The sequence below is a fragment of the Lapidilactobacillus achengensis genome (genome assembly GCF_003946655.1).
Taxonomy (GTDB): Bacteria; Bacillota; Bacilli; order Lactobacillales; family Lactobacillaceae; genus Lapidilactobacillus; species Lapidilactobacillus achengensis.
The window spans coordinates 20,170-34,321 of the sequence record NZ_RHOV01000013.1 but is presented as its reverse complement, the minus strand read 5'-3'; the positions used below and the strand labels follow the sequence as shown (position 1 = coordinate 34,321).

At 44.9% G+C, this 14,152-nt stretch carries 29 protein-coding genes; all 29 read right to left on the bottom strand.

Going from position 1 to position 14,152, the window contains the following annotated elements; translation table 11 throughout:
* Positions 1–60: 60 nt before the first annotated feature.
* The 29 genes from rplQ to rpsJ all read right to left on the bottom strand — a co-directional run bounded on the left by rplQ (position 61) and on the right by rpsJ (position 13,980).
* Complete coding sequence (gene rplQ, locus EKM94_RS08095) at positions 61–441, bottom strand: 50S ribosomal protein L17 (protein WP_125600190.1); 381 nt, start codon at positions 439–441, stop codon at positions 61–63.
* A gap of 24 nt (positions 442–465) precedes the next feature.
* Positions 466–1,404, bottom strand: coding sequence for a DNA-directed RNA polymerase subunit alpha (locus EKM94_RS08090; RefSeq protein WP_125600187.1), 939 nt, complete (start codon positions 1,402–1,404; stop codon positions 466–468).
* 70 nt (positions 1,405–1,474) lie between these two features.
* Positions 1,475–1,864, bottom strand: coding sequence for a 30S ribosomal protein S11 (gene rpsK, locus EKM94_RS08085; protein ID WP_125600184.1), 390 nt, complete (start codon positions 1,862–1,864; stop codon positions 1,475–1,477).
* A gap of 21 nt (positions 1,865–1,885) precedes the next feature.
* Positions 1,886–2,251: a 30S ribosomal protein S13 gene (rpsM, locus tag EKM94_RS08080; protein WP_125600182.1), complete on the bottom strand. Its 366-nt coding sequence runs from the start codon at positions 2,249–2,251 to the stop codon at positions 1,886–1,888.
* Between the two features lie 15 nt (positions 2,252–2,266).
* Positions 2,267–2,383 carry a 50S ribosomal protein L36 gene (rpmJ, locus tag EKM94_RS08075; protein WP_125600179.1) on the bottom strand — a complete coding sequence of 39 codons (117 nt, stop codon included), beginning with the start codon at positions 2,381–2,383 and terminating at the stop codon, positions 2,267–2,269.
* Between the two features lie 33 nt (positions 2,384–2,416).
* Positions 2,417–2,635, bottom strand: coding sequence for a translation initiation factor IF-1 (gene infA, locus EKM94_RS08070; protein ID WP_125600176.1), 219 nt, complete (start codon positions 2,633–2,635; stop codon positions 2,417–2,419).
* A 147-nt stretch (positions 2,636–2,782) separates the two neighbouring features.
* Positions 2,783–3,436, bottom strand: a complete 654-nt coding sequence (locus EKM94_RS08065) for an adenylate kinase (RefSeq protein ID WP_125600173.1) — start codon at positions 3,434–3,436, stop codon at positions 2,783–2,785.
* Between the two features lie 15 nt (positions 3,437–3,451).
* Positions 3,452–4,756, bottom strand: coding sequence for a preprotein translocase subunit SecY (gene secY, locus EKM94_RS08060; RefSeq protein ID WP_125600170.1), 1,305 nt, complete (start codon positions 4,754–4,756; stop codon positions 3,452–3,454).
* Complete coding sequence (gene rplO, locus EKM94_RS08055; RefSeq protein WP_125600167.1) at positions 4,756–5,196, bottom strand: 50S ribosomal protein L15; 441 nt, start codon at positions 5,194–5,196, stop codon at positions 4,756–4,758. The genes secY and rplO overlap by 1 nt, the downstream gene beginning before the upstream one ends.
* A 33-nt stretch (positions 5,197–5,229) precedes the next feature.
* A complete protein-coding gene (gene rpmD / locus EKM94_RS08050) occupies positions 5,230–5,415 on the bottom strand; it encodes a 50S ribosomal protein L30 (RefSeq protein WP_125600165.1) in 186 nt (61 codons plus the stop codon).
* A 13-nt stretch (positions 5,416–5,428) separates the two neighbouring features.
* The gene (gene rpsE, locus EKM94_RS08045) at positions 5,429–5,929 is read right to left on the bottom strand and encodes a 30S ribosomal protein S5 (protein WP_125600162.1); all 501 of its coding nucleotides are present in this window, start codon (positions 5,927–5,929) and stop codon (positions 5,429–5,431) included.
* A gap of 20 nt (positions 5,930–5,949) precedes the next feature.
* On the bottom strand, positions 5,950–6,318 hold the full coding sequence (rplR, locus tag EKM94_RS08040; protein WP_309297201.1) for a 50S ribosomal protein L18: 369 nt from the start codon (positions 6,316–6,318) through the stop codon (positions 5,950–5,952).
* A gap of 19 nt (positions 6,319–6,337) precedes the next feature.
* A complete protein-coding gene (gene rplF / locus EKM94_RS08035; RefSeq protein WP_125600156.1) occupies positions 6,338–6,868 on the bottom strand; it encodes a 50S ribosomal protein L6 in 531 nt (176 codons plus the stop codon).
* A 29-nt stretch (positions 6,869–6,897) separates the two neighbouring features.
* Complete coding sequence (gene rpsH / locus EKM94_RS08030; protein ID WP_125600153.1) at positions 6,898–7,296, bottom strand: 30S ribosomal protein S8; 399 nt, start codon at positions 7,294–7,296, stop codon at positions 6,898–6,900.
* Positions 7,297–7,331: 35 nt separating this feature from the next.
* Complete coding sequence (locus tag EKM94_RS08025; protein ID WP_125600150.1) at positions 7,332–7,517, bottom strand: type Z 30S ribosomal protein S14; 186 nt, start codon at positions 7,515–7,517, stop codon at positions 7,332–7,334.
* Between the two features lie 14 nt (positions 7,518–7,531).
* A complete protein-coding gene (rplE, locus tag EKM94_RS08020) occupies positions 7,532–8,074 on the bottom strand; it encodes a 50S ribosomal protein L5 (protein ID WP_125600147.1) in 543 nt (180 codons plus the stop codon).
* Between the two features lie 23 nt (positions 8,075–8,097).
* Positions 8,098–8,409: a 50S ribosomal protein L24 gene (gene rplX, locus EKM94_RS08015; RefSeq protein WP_125600144.1), complete on the bottom strand. Its 312-nt coding sequence runs from the start codon at positions 8,407–8,409 to the stop codon at positions 8,098–8,100.
* Between the two features lie 41 nt (positions 8,410–8,450).
* Positions 8,451–8,819: a 50S ribosomal protein L14 gene (gene rplN, locus EKM94_RS08010; RefSeq protein WP_125600141.1), complete on the bottom strand. Its 369-nt coding sequence runs from the start codon at positions 8,817–8,819 to the stop codon at positions 8,451–8,453.
* Positions 8,820–8,853: 34 nt separating this feature from the next.
* The gene (gene rpsQ, locus EKM94_RS08005; protein ID WP_125600137.1) at positions 8,854–9,123 is read right to left on the bottom strand and encodes a 30S ribosomal protein S17; all 270 of its coding nucleotides are present in this window, start codon (positions 9,121–9,123) and stop codon (positions 8,854–8,856) included.
* A gap of 20 nt (positions 9,124–9,143) precedes the next feature.
* On the bottom strand, positions 9,144–9,338 hold the full coding sequence (rpmC, locus tag EKM94_RS08000) for a 50S ribosomal protein L29 (RefSeq protein WP_125600134.1): 195 nt from the start codon (positions 9,336–9,338) through the stop codon (positions 9,144–9,146).
* Positions 9,328–9,762 carry a 50S ribosomal protein L16 gene (gene rplP / locus EKM94_RS07995; RefSeq protein WP_125600131.1) on the bottom strand — a complete coding sequence of 145 codons (435 nt, stop codon included), beginning with the start codon at positions 9,760–9,762 and terminating at the stop codon, positions 9,328–9,330. The genes rpmC and rplP overlap by 11 nt, the downstream gene beginning before the upstream one ends.
* A 3-nt stretch (positions 9,763–9,765) precedes the next feature.
* Positions 9,766–10,509 carry a 30S ribosomal protein S3 gene (rpsC, locus tag EKM94_RS07990; protein WP_125600128.1) on the bottom strand — a complete coding sequence of 248 codons (744 nt, stop codon included), beginning with the start codon at positions 10,507–10,509 and terminating at the stop codon, positions 9,766–9,768.
* A gap of 11 nt (positions 10,510–10,520) precedes the next feature.
* Positions 10,521–10,880 (bottom strand): 50S ribosomal protein L22, encoded by a 360-nt coding sequence (rplV, locus tag EKM94_RS07985; protein WP_125600125.1) that lies wholly within the window; start codon positions 10,878–10,880, stop codon positions 10,521–10,523.
* Between the two features lie 18 nt (positions 10,881–10,898).
* Positions 10,899–11,180 carry a 30S ribosomal protein S19 gene (rpsS, locus tag EKM94_RS07980; protein WP_125600122.1) on the bottom strand — a complete coding sequence of 94 codons (282 nt, stop codon included), beginning with the start codon at positions 11,178–11,180 and terminating at the stop codon, positions 10,899–10,901.
* Between the two features lie 33 nt (positions 11,181–11,213).
* A complete protein-coding gene (gene rplB, locus EKM94_RS07975; RefSeq protein WP_125600119.1) occupies positions 11,214–12,047 on the bottom strand; it encodes a 50S ribosomal protein L2 in 834 nt (277 codons plus the stop codon).
* 31 nt (positions 12,048–12,078) lie between these two features.
* Positions 12,079–12,363 (bottom strand): 50S ribosomal protein L23, encoded by a 285-nt coding sequence (rplW, locus tag EKM94_RS07970; RefSeq protein ID WP_125600116.1) that lies wholly within the window; start codon positions 12,361–12,363, stop codon positions 12,079–12,081.
* Positions 12,363–12,986, bottom strand: coding sequence for a 50S ribosomal protein L4 (rplD, locus tag EKM94_RS07965; protein WP_125600113.1), 624 nt, complete (start codon positions 12,984–12,986; stop codon positions 12,363–12,365). Before rplD ends, rplW begins: the two co-directional genes overlap by 1 nt.
* A 25-nt stretch (positions 12,987–13,011) precedes the next feature.
* Complete coding sequence (rplC, locus tag EKM94_RS07960) at positions 13,012–13,644, bottom strand: 50S ribosomal protein L3 (RefSeq protein WP_125600112.1); 633 nt, start codon at positions 13,642–13,644, stop codon at positions 13,012–13,014.
* A 27-nt stretch (positions 13,645–13,671) separates the two neighbouring features.
* On the bottom strand, positions 13,672–13,980 hold the full coding sequence (gene rpsJ, locus EKM94_RS07955) for a 30S ribosomal protein S10 (protein WP_125600109.1): 309 nt from the start codon (positions 13,978–13,980) through the stop codon (positions 13,672–13,674).
* Between the last annotated feature and the right edge of the window lie 172 nt (positions 13,981–14,152).

Here is a 14,152-nt window from a genome sequence, read left to right as displayed (position 1 = left end):
ACACTTATGAAATGAAAATTGGCCGAAATTAATCGTGCTTAATTTGAAATCGTGGGTCGATTACACTAACTCAATGATAACCATTGGCGCGCCATCACCACGACGTTGTGTCGTTTTGAGGATGCGGGTGTAACCACCGTTACGATCGGCGTAGCGTGGTGCAATGTCGCTGAAAAGCTTTTGCAAAGCAGATTGTACAACAACCTCTTCGCCGTCTTCATGAACAGAAGCGATTTCGTTGCGAACAAATGCGGCAGCTTGACGGCGTGCGTGCAAATCGCCACGTTTGCCTAAAGTGATCATCTTTTCAACAGAACGACGGATTTCCTTAGCGCGGGTCTCCGTAGTTTCAATGCGTTCATTGATCAACAGATCAGTCGTTAAATCACGTAACATTGCTTTCCGTTGTGAAGATGTTCGGCCTAATTTGCGGTAACTCATAGTCTAACCTCCCTTTAGTGTTAATTAATCGTCTGAGCGTAATGATAGACCAAGATCGATCAACTTAGCTTTAACCTCTTCCAAGGACTTGCGGCCAAGATTGCGAACCTTCATCATATCTGCTTCAGTTTTATTGGTCAATTCTTGGACTGTGTTGATCCCGGCCCGTTTCAAGCAGTTATAAGAGCGAACTGACAAGTCGAGTTCCTCGATCGTCATTTCAAGTTTCTTTTCTTTCTGCGTTTCTTCTTTCTCCACCATGATATCCGTGTTCTTGGCTTCATCAGACAAGTCCACGAAAATATTCAAGTGATCAGAAAGGATCTTAGCAGCTAGGCTAATTGCTTCACGGGGTGAGATCGAACCGTTTGTCCAAACATCCAATGTCAATTTATCAAAGTCATTACGCTTACCAACACGGGTGCTTTCGACCTGATAGTTCACTCGTTCGATCGGTGTGAAAATCGAGTCGATTGCAATGACGCCGATGGGCATATCGCTGCTCTTGTTCTGATCAGCAGGAATATAACCACGACCGTTTTTGATCGTCATTTGCATGTGTAAATGACCACCCTCAGCGATTTGGCAAATATACTGTTCAGGATTCAAAACATCGATGTCATCATCGGTCTTGATATCTGCGGCAGTTACTGTCGCTGGGCCATCTACGTCGATTTCAACAACTTTAACATCTTCAGAGTGATTCTTTAATGCCAACTTCTTAATATTCAGAATAATCTGGGTGACATCTTCCATGACCCCATCGATGGTCGAAAACTCATGGAGTACACCATCAATTTGAATACTTGAGACAGCAGAGCCAGGTAAAGACGACAATAAAATCCGTCTTAATGAGTTGCCAAGCGTCGTTCCGTAACCACGTTCAAGCGGTTCAATCACAAACTTACCGTAGTTGGTACTTTCATCAACTTTTGTAATGTTTGGCTTTTCAAATTCGATCATTCAATCTTTACCCCTTTCGAAACGTGTGTGTCTAAGTGAACGCGTCGATACATCTTAAAAACCAGCGACACTAAACACGACGACGCTTTGGAGGACGGGAACCGTTATGCGGTACCGGAGTAACATCGCGGATAGCACTGATTTCCAAACCAGTTGCTTGCAATGAACGGATCGCAGCTTCACGACCTGAACCAGGGCCTTTGACTGCAACTTCAACAGCCTTCATGCCATGCTCCATTGCTTCTTTAGCAGCGGATTCAGCAGCCATCTGTGCAGCAAACGGGGTTGATTTCCGGCTACCCTTAAAGCCAAGAGCACCAGCTGATGACCAAGAAATTGCGTTACCTTGGGGATCAGTGATCATAACTAATGTATTGTTAAAAGTGGAGTGGATATGAGCAACGCCACTTTCAATATTCTTTCTGACGCGGCGTTTCCGACTTCCTTTACGAACTGCCATGTGTTTACCTCCTTATCCTAATTATTTCTTCTTACCGGCGATTGAGATCTTTGGACCTTTCCGAGTCCGCGCGTTGTTCTTGGTATTTTGACCACGCGTTGGTAAACCACGGCGGTGACGAATGCCACGGTATGAACCGATATCTTGCAAACGTTTGATATCACGAGTTACTTCACGGCGAAGATCACCTTCAACTCGAACTTTATCAACTTCTGCACGGATCTTGTCTTCTTGATCTGGTGTTAAGTCTTTAGAACGAACGTCTTCAGACACGCCAGCGTCTTTACAAATCTTTTGAGCAGTCGTATTGCCGATCCCATAAATATAGGTTAAAGCAATGACGATGCGCTTTTCACGAGGTAAGTCAACACCTGCGATACGAGCCATCTATTACACCTCCTATTAGCCTTGACGTTGTTTATGCTTTGGGTTTGCTGAGCAAATGACCATGACACGGCCCTTGCGCTTAATAATCTTGCAATGTTCACACATTGGTTTTACTGATGGTCTAACTTTCATTTCTAATTTAAGCCTCCCGAAAATACGATATCTTTAACGATACCGATAAGTAATACGGCCTTTGGTGAGATCGTATGGTGATAATTCGACGGTAACTTTATCGCCAGGAAGTATACGAATGTAATGCATCCTGATCTTACCAGAAACATGCGCCAACACGGTATGACCGTTCTCTAATTCGACTTTAAACATCGCATTGGGAAGGGTGTCGACAATCGTTCCTTCGATTTCGATTACGTCATCTTTTGCCAAAAAAATTTTCCTCCTAATTGGTTAACACGTGGATACATAAAAACAGTGAGAGCAACCGCACTCACTTGACATAACACCGCCCTAGTTTATCACAAAGGAGTTGTTCTGCCAAGCCTTCAGCTTTACTTTATACCACTGAACCAAGAGTTAATTTAATTTCGACAAAATTGCTTCAATTTCATCAAAAACCTGATCGATATCTTGTTCACCATTGACGGTATAAAGTAAGTTTTTACCGCGGTAAAAATCAAGTAACGGTGTATTCATTTTGATATTAACGGCTAAACGGTTTTTGACCGTCTCGGGCTTATCATCTTCACGTTGATAAAAGTCATGGCCACCGCAGCGGTCGCAAGTCCCAGCAACCTTAGGCGGATTATACAACTTGTGATAAGTCGCGCCACAGGTCCGGCAAATGAACCGACCGGATAAACGATCAACCAAGACTTTCGGGTCAACATCAATGTTGATCACAGCGTCAACCGGCTTCGCCAATTCAGCTGCGATCCGATCTAAGGCTTCAGCCTGCTCGATCGTCCGTGGGAAACCATCTAACATGTAACCCACGTTGGTATCGGGTTGCTGTAACCGTTCTTTGACGATCGCGTTGGTAACTTCATCAGGAACCAAATCACCATTGTCAATGAACTTCTTGGCTTCTAACCCAACCGCCGTCTTTGCTGCCATTGCTTCACGGAACATATCCCCAGTGGAGATATGCGCCAAATGATATTGGTCAACGATGCGTTCTGCTTGTGTGCCTTTACCAGCACCAGGCAGCCCCATTAAAATCAAATTCAATTTTCCAGCCTCCAGTTACCGAATAAATCCAACATATTGACGTTTCATCATCAAGCCATCTAATTGACGGGAAGTTTCCAGTGCGACCCCAACAACGATCAACAAACTAGTTCCGCCCAACCCAATGGATTGTGGCAAGCCCCAGATGTTCGTCGCTAATTGTGGTAACAACGCGATCAGACCCAAGAAAATCGAGCCGACTGTGGATAAACGCATCAATAAGCCTGAGAAGTACTTCTCTGTTTCCTTACCTGGCCAAACACTAGGAATATAGGCGCCTTGCTTTTGCAAGTTTTCCGCCAGCTTCTCCGGGTTGACCTGGACAAAGGCATAGAAGAACGTGAATAAGACGATCAAAACGGTATAAATCAACGCGCCGACAGTTGTCTGCATGCTGAAAATGTTGCTGAGTACTTGATACCAGCCTTCATCCCCATGATTCGCTTGGAAAATCATCAAGATCGTCGAAGGAGTAATGATGAAGGAACTGGCGAAAATAACAGGAATCACGCCTGAAACGTTAACTTTCAATGGCAAGTAGCTTTCACTACCGCCGCCAGTCGCACGACGCGTGTATTGAATCGGAACCTTACGATTAGCTTGTTGGACATAAGTCACCCAGAAAACGATGAACAGAATAACAACAAGTAACAAGACCAGAATACCAATGCCTTGCCACAATTCAGCGGCACTCGCATCAATATTATTGATAATGTTCTCTTCAATCAATGAATAGATTCCTTGAGGCAACCGAGCAATGATCCCCGCAAAAATAATCATGGAGACGCCATTGCCGATCCCTTTATCCGTAATCTGTTCCCCTAACCAAGTCAGTAACATTGTCCCACCAGTTAGAATGATGCCCAGAATGACGAATGTTTGCGGTGTCGAATCCTTGATCAAGCCGTAATTACTTAAGTAGTTAAATCCGGCGGTGATCCCGATTGACTGAACGAAGGCCAAGACAATCGTCAGGTAGCGCGTCGCTTGATTCAGCTTGCGCCGCCCAACTTCACCTTGTTTGCTCCATTCCACAAACTTCGGAACAATATCCATTTGCAACAATTGAATGACGATTTGCGCGGTAATGAATGGTGAGACACCCATCGAAAATAGTGAGTAGTTAGACAACCCACCACCACTAACGGTATCAAACAATGGAATCAAACCGCCAGCACTTATTTTCGACAGCGCAGATGCATCAACCCCAGGTACAGTGATCTGAGAGCCAAGACGATAGATCAACAAAATGAACAGCGTGAAGAAAATCTTCTTACGGATTTCCTTGACTTTGAATGCATTCCGCAATGTCGTTAGCATTAGAGCACCTCGATCGAACCACCAGCAGCTTCAACAGCTTCTTTAGCAGCAGCTGAGCACTTAGCAACTTTAACTGAAAGTTTCTTAGTCAATTCGCCAGTCGCTAACAACTTAACGCCGGCAAGTTCTTTCTTGATCACGCCGGATTGGATCAATACTTCAGTCGTAACTTCTGTCCCTTCATCAAAACCTTCCAAGTCATTCAGGTTGATGATGGCATATTCTTTACGGTTGATGTTCTTGAAGCCACGTTTTGGCATTCTCCGGAACAATGGCATTTGGCCACCTTCGAAACCGATCCGTGTCTTACCGCCTGAACGCGCCAATTGACCTTTTTGGCCACGTCCGGAAGTTTTACCTTGACCTGACGAAGTACCACGGCCAACACGTTTACGATTGCGACGGGAACCTTCACTAGCTTTTAATTCATGCAATTCCATGAAGTCTAGCACCTCCTTGTTTGAAAATTATGATTAGTCTTGAACTTCTTCGATCTCAACTAAATGAGAGATCTTAAAGATAGCACCGCGGATTGCAGCGTTATCAGGTTTGATCACAGAACTGCTGATCCGACCTAAGCCTAACTCTTTAACGATTTTGCGTTGAGCAGGTAGGCGATGTGCAGCGCTGTGGACGAGCGTGATTTTAATCTTAGCCATCAACAAAGCCCTCCTAGTTTTGTAAGTCTTGAACAGAAACACCACGAAGACTAGCAACTTGCTCAGCAGTTTGTAGTTGTTTCAAGCCATCCATCGTTGCGCGGATCACGTTGATTGGTGTGTTTGTACCCAATGTCTTCGAAGTGACATCAAGAACGCCACCAAGTTCCATCAAAGCACGAACGGCACCACCAGCAGAAACCCCAGAACCTTCAACGGCAGGCTTCAACAAAACGCGACCTGAACCGAAATGACCAATTACTTCGTGAGGAATCGTTGTTCCAACGATTGGAACTTCGACCAAGTTCTTCTTAGCATCTTCACCGGCCTTGCGGATTGCTTCTGGAACTTCTTGAGCTTTACCAGTACCAAAGCCAACGTGTCCAGCCTTGTCGCCAACGATCACGATTGCGGCAAAGCGCAAACGACGACCACCTTTGACAACTTTAGTGACACGGTTGATCGCAACAACGCGATCTTCTAATTCTAGGTGAGTTGGATCAATAAAAGTCATATGTGTGGTTTTCTCCTTCCTTAGAATTGCAGTCCATTTTCACGGGCTGCTTCAGCTAATGCTTGAACACGGCCATGATAGAGATAACCACCACGGTCAAAGACAACGGCCTTAATGCCCTTATCTTCGGCACGTTTTGCGATCAACTCGCCAACTTGTTGCGCTTGTTCAACTTTGGTTCCTGTTGCAGTCAATTCTTTATCTTGAGTTGAGGCACTTGCAAGCGTCACACCCGCTACGTCATCAATTAATTGAGCGTAGATGTTTTTGTTAGAACGGAAAATGTTCAAGCGTGGGCGCTCTGCAGTACCAGAGATTTTGCCACGGACACGCGTGTGGCGTTTTTGCCGTGTCTTATTTTTGTCTGGTTTCGAAATCACAATGTTCACCTCATAAATTTTTTAAAAACTACTTACCAGTCTTACCTTCCTTACGACGAACATATTCATCAACATAACGAATACCTTTGCCTTTGTAAGGTTCTGGTGGCCGGATCGCGCGGATCTCAGCTGCCAACTGGCCAACTTGTTGCTTGCTGATACCACTGATATTGATTTCCGTGTTTGACGGAACTTCAATTGTGATACCCTCTGGTGCTTCAAATTCAACTGTATGAGACAAACCAACGCTTAAGCTTAAGGTCTTACCCTTTAACTGTGCACGATAGCCGACCCCGACCAATTGCATTTTCTTGACATAGCCTTCGGTGACCCCGATGACCATGTTGTTGAAGTTAGCACGTGTCGTCCCATGAAGTGCTTTATAGTTATCATTAGGACGGTTGAAAGAAACGATGTTGCCGTCTTCTTTCAAAGTGATTGCTGGATCAAATGTCCGAGTTAATTCGCCTTTAGGGCCCTTAACTGTGACTTGATCGCCGTTTTTTGTAACCGTAACGCCTGCAGGCAATTCGACTACTTTATAGCCAATACGACTCATTTAATGAAACACCTCCTAACTTTTGAGAATTACCAAACGTAAGCTAAAACTTCGCCGCCAACGTTTTTGGCACGGGCTTCTTTATCAGTGATAACGCCCTCTGATGTTGAAATGATTGCGATGCCTAAGCCATTAAGAACCTTAGGAACATCGTCAGCCTTCACGTAACTACGCAAGCCTGGTTTAGAGATACGCTTCAAACCAGAAATGACACGTTGGTGATTTTGACCGTATTTAAGGGTGATTTTGATCATCCCTTGTTTGCCGTCTTCGACCACTTCATAATCGCGGATGAAACCTTCGCGCTTCAGAATCTCAGACATGTCTTTCTTAATTTTCGAGGCAGGAACTTCTAAAGATTCGTGACGTACCATGTTGGCGTTACGAATACGTGTTAGATAGTCTGCAATTGGATCAGTCATGACCATTGATTAATTTACCTCCCTTTCCTGTCGTTTTAGGATTACCAGCTTGCTTTTTTCATGCCAGGGATTTGACCTTCATGAGCTAATTCGCGAAGGCAAACACGGCAAAGCTTAAATTTGCGATATACAGAATGTGGACGTCCGCAACGTTCGCAACGTGTGTATTCCTGTGTTGAGAACTTAGCAGGACGGTGATTCTTGACTACTAATGACTTCTTAGCCAAATGTGTGACCTCCTTTATTTAGCAAATGGCATACCAACTTGGGTCAACAATTCGCGTGCTTCTTCGTCAGTATTTGCGGTAGTGACGATGACGATGTCTAACCCACGAACCCGCGCAACTTTATCGAATTCGATTTCCGGGAAAATCAATTGTTCCTTGACACCCAATGTGTAGTTACCGCGTCCATCAAATGAACGAGTGCTAACACCATGGAAGTCACGGACACGAGGTAAAGAAACGTTAATCAATTTATCTAAGAAATCATACATCCGTTCGCCCCGCAACGTAACTTTTGCCCCAATGGACATCCCTTCACGTAAACGGAAGCCGGCGATTGATTTCTTAGCTTTGGTGATCAGTGGTTTTTGACCAGAGATCAAAGTTAATTCTTCAACAGCGTTATCTAGGTTTTTAGAGTTGGTTACTGCATCACCAACACCCATGTTCAGAACGATTTTTTCGATCTTTGGTACTTGCATGACAGAGCTGTAGTTAAATTTCTCAACCATTGCTGGTGTGATCTCTTTAACGTAGCGTTCTTTTAAGCGATTTGACATTAAGTTGTATCCTCCCTTCTCGTTTACTTGTCGATTTGATTGCCGGATTTCTTAGAGATCCGAACCTTCTTACCATCAACGACTTGATAGCCAACCCGAGTTGGTTCTTTCGTTGAAGGGTCGATCAGCATCACGTTAGAAACATCGATCGCAGCTGCGATTTCTTTAACGCCACCTTGGGGATCTGTGTTAGATGGTTTCGCATGCTTCTTGACAATGTTGACGCCTTCGACAATCACGCGGTTTTGCTTAGTGAGGACTTTAAGGACGTTGCCTTCTTTGCCTTTGTCTTTACCGCTAATAACTTTAACTTTATCACCAGTTTTTACGTGCATCGTTTGATGTGCACCTCCTCATGAACAATTCTCAATTACGACTATAATACTTCCGGTGCTAACGAGATAATCTTCATAAAGTCGTTATCACGAAGTTCACGAGCGACCGGTCCGAAGATACGAGTACCACGAGGGCTCTTATCTGGGTTAATGATCACAGCGGCATTTTCGTCGAAACGAATGTACGAACCATCTGGGCGGCGTGCGCCTGAACGGGTACGAACGATAACTGCCTTGACCACGTCACCTTTTTTGACAACGCCACCTGGTGTTGCCTGTTTGACTGTAGCAACGATGACATCACCGATGTTAGCCGTCTTGCGGTTTGAACCACCAAGAACTTTGATCGTCAAGATTTCACGAGCACCTGAATTATCAGCAACTTTAAGCCGAGTTTCTTGTTGAATCACTATAATTTCCTCCTCTCGTCATTCTTGACGCGCTTTAGATAATAACTGCCTTCTCAACAACTTCTAATAAACGGAAGCGCTTTGAACGAGACAACGGACGAGTTTCCATGATCCGAACAATGTCGCCAACTTTTGCTTCGTTGTTTTCGTCATGTACATAAAATTTCTTCGAATACTTAACACGTTTCCCATAAGTTGGGTGGGTATGATAAGTTTCAACCACGACGGTGATTGTCTTTTCCATTTTATCGGAAACAACGCGACCCTGGTAAACCTTACGATTATTACGATTTTCTTCGCTCAAGTTTTAAATCTCCCTTCCGATTATTTCTCAAGTTCTTGCTGACGAAGAACTGTCTTGATCCGTGCGATATTCTTCCGCACTTGGCTCAAGCGAGCGGTGTTTTCCAATTGACCAGTGGCCTGTTGGAAGCGCAAGTTGAACAATTCTTCTTTATATTGCTTTTCTTTATCAAGCATTTCAGCAGTGGTTAACCCTTTAATTTCACTAGCCTTCATTAGCTTCGCCACCTACTTCCTCGCGCTTAACAAACTTAGTCTTGATCGGCAACTTATGTGATGCCAAACGAAGTGCTTCACGCGCAACTTCTTCTGGAACGCCGCCGATCTCGAACAAGATCTTCTCGCGCTTAACGGGTGCTACCCAACCTGCTGGTGCACCTTTCCCAGAACCCATCCGGACACCAACGCCTTTAGCGGTGTATGATTTATGTGGGAAAATACGGATCCAAACACGGCCGCCACGTTTCATGTAACGGGTCATCGCAATACGAGCAGCTTCGATCTGGCGGTTGGTAATCCAATGTGATTCCACAGCACGCAAGCCATATTCGCCAAAGTTAAGCTCTTTGCCGCCTTTAGCGGCACCGCGCATCTTACCACGGAACTCGCGGCGATGTTTAACACGCTTAGGTACTAACATTGATTATTTTCCTCCTTTCGCAGCTCTCTTATCACCGCGTTGGTCACGACGACCACGACGGTTATTGTTGTTGCGTTTCTTATTGTCATTGCCTGTATCGGCATCACGGACAACTTTTTGTCCTGGTAAGATTTCGCCACGGTAGATCCAGGTTTTAACACCTAATTGACCATAAGTTGTAGTTGCTTCTTGCCATGAATAATCGATATCAGCGCGTAACGTATGCAAAGGCACGGTGCCTTCTGTATGCCATTCGACCCGTGACATATCTGCCCCGTTCAAACGACCAGAGATCTGAGTCTTGATACCTTTAGCGCCAGCACGGATCGTCCGTTGAGTTGCTTGACGTTGTGCCCGACGGAAAGCCACACGTGCTTCCAATTGAGCAGCGATTGATTCGGCAACTAACTTTGCATCCAAATCTGGTTGCTTGATTTCAACAATGTTGATGTGGACTTGTTTGCCAGTCAATGCGTTCAAAGCTTTGCGTAAGTTTTCAACTTCCGCGCCACCTTTACCAATGACCATACCTGGTTTAGCAGTATGAATCGAAACATTCACACGCTTAGCAGAACGTTCGATTTCCACTTGGGAAACCGAGGCATCAGCAAGATTTTTTTCAATGTATTTACGGATGTGCAAGTCTTCGTGCAAGTAAGCAGCGTATTCTTTATCAGCATACCATTTTGCATCCCAGTCACGAATGACGCCAACACGGAATCCAATCGGATTTACTTTTTGACCCACGTTTTTCCCTCCTATTCTTCTCGTTCTTTGACAACCACAGTGATGTGGCTTGTCCGTTTATTGATTGGTGATGCTGAACCTTTCGCCCGTGGACGGAAACGCTTCAAGGTTGGACCCTCGTTAACGTAAGCTTCACTGACGTACAGGTTCTGTGCATCTAAATCATAATTATGTTCAGCGTTCGCAATAGCTGATTTTAAAACTTTAGCAACAACTGGTGAAGCACCACGTTGTGTAAATTGTAAAATCGCTAATGCCTCAGCAGCACCTTTGCCACGAATTAAATCGACTACAAGGCGAGCTTTACGAGGCGCGATACGAACAGTTTTTGCTTCTGCCCGTGCTGATGTGATTTGATCTTGATCTGCCATCGACTAAATCTCTCCTTCCTAGCGTGCCGCCGTTTTCTTATCATTGCCGCCATGACCGCGGAATGTTCTTGTTGGTACGAATTCGCCTAACTTATGGCCAACCATATCTTCTTGGACGAAGACTGGGACATGCTTTCTACCATCATAAACTGCAATCGTGTACCCAACAAAACTAGGGAAAATCGTAGAACGACGTGACCAAGTTTTAATGACTTGTTTCTTCTCACTATCTGCTTGAGCGGCGATCTTCTTCAGAAGATGCTCGTCAGCAAAAGGTCCTTTTTTCAAGCTGCGACCCATTATGTTACCTCCTTCGATCGTGTTTAGTTATGACTATTTGCCCTTACGGTGCCGAATGATGAGCTTCTCAGAACGAGCCTTAGAATTACGGGTCTTCTTACCCATTGTCTTCTTGCCCCATGGTGAGAGTGGCGACGGACGTCCGATCGGTGCTTTACCTTCACCACCACCATGAGGGTGATCGTTAGGGTTCATAACTGAACCACGAACTGTTGGACGGAAGCCTAACCAGCGTTTACGGCCAGCCTTACCAATCTTGATCAATTCATGTTGTTCATTACCGACTTCACCGACTGTGGCACGGCCAGCTGAAAGTACCATCCGTACTTCGCCTGAAGTCAAGCGAATCAAGGTGTACTTAGCTTCATGACCTAAGATCTGAGCTGAAGCGCCGGCTGAACGAGCCAATTGGCCGCCCTTGCCTGGTTTCAATTCAATATTATGAACCAAAGTACCAACAGGGATGTTCGCCAATTCAAGTGCATTACCAACCTTGATATCAGCGTTATCGCCAGATTGGACGATTTGGCCAACGACCAAACCCTTAGGCGCGATAATGTATGACTTGACCCCATCTTCGTAGTGTAATAAAGCAATGTTCGCAGTCCGGTTGGGATCGTATTCGATCGCCTTTACAACTGCTTTAACATCATCTTTGGTACGTTTAAAATCAATGACACGGTACTTTTGTTTGTGACCGCCGCCACGGTGACGAACCGTAATATGACCATGAGCATTACGACCGGCAGTTTTTGATTGGGATTCCAGTAAAGTCTTCTCAGGCTTTGACTTGGTGATCTCAGCAAAATCTGATGCGGTCATATTGCGCCGACCATTGCTGGTTGGTTTGTATTTAACAATCGCCATTAGTTTTCCTCCTGTATTATTCTAGTTATGACTAATCTTCAAAAATCTTGATTTCATCAGAATCAGGTGTCAAAGTAACGATTGCTTTCCGACGTTTCTTTGTGTAACCCTCATAACGGCCATAACGTTTCTTTTTACCACGAACGTTCAAAATGTTGACTTCTTTGACGCTAACGCCAAAGATTTCTTCGATTGCATGACGAACTGCGATTTTGTTCGCGTTGACAGCAACTTCAAACGTGTATTTCTTATCTTCCATGATGTTCATGGATTGTTCCGTCACGATTGGACGAATAATAATATCATGTGCGGCCATTAACCAAGCACCTCCTCGATTTTAGCAAGAGCGGCTTGTGTTAAGATCAGTTTCTGGTTGTTGACGATATCTAACACGTTGATGCCGTCAGCTTCCACAACTGTGACGTTTGGCAAGTTGCGTGCTGATAAAGCTGCAAAATCATTGTCAGCTTCCAGAACAACTAATGCCTTTGTCGCAACATTCAACCCTGCTAAAACATCAGCGAATGCTTTTGTCTTTGGTTGGTCGAAGTTCAATCCGTCCACAACAATCAAATCACCATCGAGAACCTTTTGCGAAAGAACTGATTTGATTGCTAAACGCCGTACTTTTCTAGGTAATTTATAAGCATATGAACGAGGTGTAGGTCCGAAGACGATCCCACCACCACGCCATTGTGGAGAACGAATCGAGCCTTGACGAGCACGACCAGTACCCTTTTGCCGCCAAGGTTTACGACCACCGCCACGGACCGCAGAACGGTTCTTGACAGCGTGTGTTCCTTGACGTAAAGAAGCACGTTGCATGACGACAGCGTCGAAGACGACGCTGTTGTTAGGTTCGATCCCGAAAATCGCATCGTTTAAAGCAACGGTACCATTCTCAGTTCCATCTTGTTTATAAAGTGTGACATTTGCCATTACGAAAATCCTCCTTTCTCAATTTCTACTTTGTTAATTTGATTGCGGATTTAACTGTAACGAATGAATGCTTAGCACCAGGGACATTACCCTTGATCAACAAAACATTCCGTTCAGGATCAACGCGCGCGATCATTAAGTTCTGGATCGTGACCTTGTCATTACCCATGCGTCCTGGCAACATCTTGCCTTTGAAGACACGGTTGATGATCGAGCCCATTGAACCAGGGATCCGGTGATAACGAGAACCGTGAGTTTCAGGTCCGCGTGATTGGCCGAAGCGCTTGATGTTACCTTGGTAACCATGACCCTTCGTGATACCAGTAACGTCAACAACGTCACCTTCGTTGAACACATCGACTTTAACTTCAGAGCCGACTTCGTAATCTCCTAGCTCAACATCACGAATTTCGCGAATGAAGCGCTTAGGAGCCGTTTTTGCCTTAGCAGCATGACCTTTAGCTGGTTTGTTAGACAGAACTTCACGAACGTCTTGATAGCCTAATTGAACTGCTTCGTAACCGTCTGTTTCAGTTGTCTTGATTTGCAAAACAACGTTCGCGCTTGCTTCGATCACAGTAACAGGGATCAATTCGCCATTTTCCGTAAAGATCTGGGTCATTCCAACCTTTTTCCCTAAGATTCCTTTTCTAGCCATGACTACACCTCCATTTTCTTTGGTCTATTATAATTTGATTTCGATATCGACACCACTTGGTAAGTCGAGTTTCATCAACGCATCAACTGTTTTGGCAGTTGGGTTAACGATATCGATCAAACGTTTGTGCGTCCGGATCTCGAATTGTTCACGTGAGTCCTTGTACTTATGTGGTGAACGGATCACCGTATAAAGGCTACGCTCTGTTGGCAATGGGATTGGCCCGCTAATTGCAGCACCAGTACGTTTTGCCGTTTCAACAATCTTTTCAGCTGATTGGTCTAAGATACGATGTTCGTAGGCCTTCAACCGAATCCGAATTTTTTGTTTTGCCATGGAAATTTACCTCCTTTTCGTCACATTAATGGACAAGCTCCGTGGGAATTACCAACATAACCGTCGTGGCAATGCGGCCGGGTGTGTCGCAACCTCTCACTTCAACGCCGTTGTTTGTTGCGCAGCACCCCTAGGGCGTACTACACCCCTGGAACTGAGCACTTTATCTATA

Excerpts from the sequence above, each read along its gene's own strand:
- rpsK (WP_125600184.1), bottom strand. The coding sequence starts at position 1,864 with ATGGCAGTTCGTAAAGGAAGTCGGAAACGCCGCGTCAGAAAGAATATT.
- secY (WP_125600170.1), bottom strand. The coding sequence starts at position 4,756 with ATGCTAACGACATTGCGGAATGCATTCAAAGTCAAGGAAATCCGTAAG.
- rplO (WP_125600167.1), bottom strand. The coding sequence starts at position 5,196 with ATGGAATTGCATGAATTAAAAGCTAGTGAAGGTTCCCGTCGCAATCGT.
- rpmD (WP_125600165.1), bottom strand. The coding sequence starts at position 5,415 with ATGGCTAAGATTAAAATCACGCTCGTCCACAGCGCTGCACATCGCCTA.
- rplD (WP_125600113.1), bottom strand. The coding sequence starts at position 12,986 with ATGGCAAATGTCACACTTTATAAACAAGATGGAACTGAGAATGGTACC.
- rpmJ (WP_125600179.1), bottom strand. The coding sequence starts at position 2,383 with ATGAAAGTTAGACCATCAGTAAAACCAATGTGTGAACATTGCAAGATT.
- rpsH (WP_125600153.1), bottom strand. The coding sequence starts at position 7,296 with ATGGTCATGACTGATCCAATTGCAGACTATCTAACACGTATTCGTAAC.
- rpsS (WP_125600122.1), bottom strand. The coding sequence starts at position 11,180 with ATGGGTCGCAGCTTGAAAAAAGGACCTTTTGCTGACGAGCATCTTCTG.
- rplP (WP_125600131.1), bottom strand. The coding sequence starts at position 9,762 with ATGTTAGTACCTAAGCGTGTTAAACATCGCCGCGAGTTCCGTGGTAAG.
- rplC (WP_125600112.1), bottom strand. The coding sequence starts at position 13,644 with ATGGCTAGAAAAGGAATCTTAGGGAAAAAGGTTGGAATGACCCAGATC.
- rplX (WP_125600144.1), bottom strand. The coding sequence starts at position 8,409 with ATGCACGTAAAAACTGGTGATAAAGTTAAAGTTATTAGCGGTAAAGAC.
- rpsE (WP_125600162.1), bottom strand. The coding sequence starts at position 5,929 with ATGACTTTTATTGATCCAACTCACCTAGAATTAGAAGATCGCGTTGTT.
- rplE (WP_125600147.1), bottom strand. The coding sequence starts at position 8,074 with ATGTCAAATCGCTTAAAAGAACGCTACGTTAAAGAGATCACACCAGCA.
- rplQ (WP_125600190.1), bottom strand. The coding sequence starts at position 441 with ATGAGTTACCGCAAATTAGGCCGAACATCTTCACAACGGAAAGCAATG.
- rpsM (WP_125600182.1), bottom strand. The coding sequence starts at position 2,251 with ATGGCTCGTATCGCAGGTGTTGACTTACCTCGTGAAAAGCGCATCGTC.
- rplW (WP_125600116.1), bottom strand. The coding sequence starts at position 12,363 with ATGGCCGCACATGATATTATTATTCGTCCAATCGTGACGGAACAATCC.
- rpmC (WP_125600134.1), bottom strand. The coding sequence starts at position 9,338 with ATGAAGGCTAGTGAAATTAAAGGGTTAACCACTGCTGAAATGCTTGAT.
- EKM94_RS08090 (WP_125600187.1), bottom strand. The coding sequence starts at position 1,404 with ATGATCGAATTTGAAAAGCCAAACATTACAAAAGTTGATGAAAGTACC.
- rplB (WP_125600119.1), bottom strand. The coding sequence starts at position 12,047 with ATGGCGATTGTTAAATACAAACCAACCAGCAATGGTCGGCGCAATATG.
- rpsJ (WP_125600109.1), bottom strand. The coding sequence starts at position 13,980 with ATGGCAAAACAAAAAATTCGGATTCGGTTGAAGGCCTACGAACATCGT.
- rplF (WP_125600156.1), bottom strand. The coding sequence starts at position 6,868 with ATGAGTCGTATTGGCTATAAAGTAGTCGAATTGCCTGCAGGCGTTACG.
- rplV (WP_125600125.1), bottom strand. The coding sequence starts at position 10,880 with ATGGCAGATCAAGATCAAATCACATCAGCACGGGCAGAAGCAAAAACT.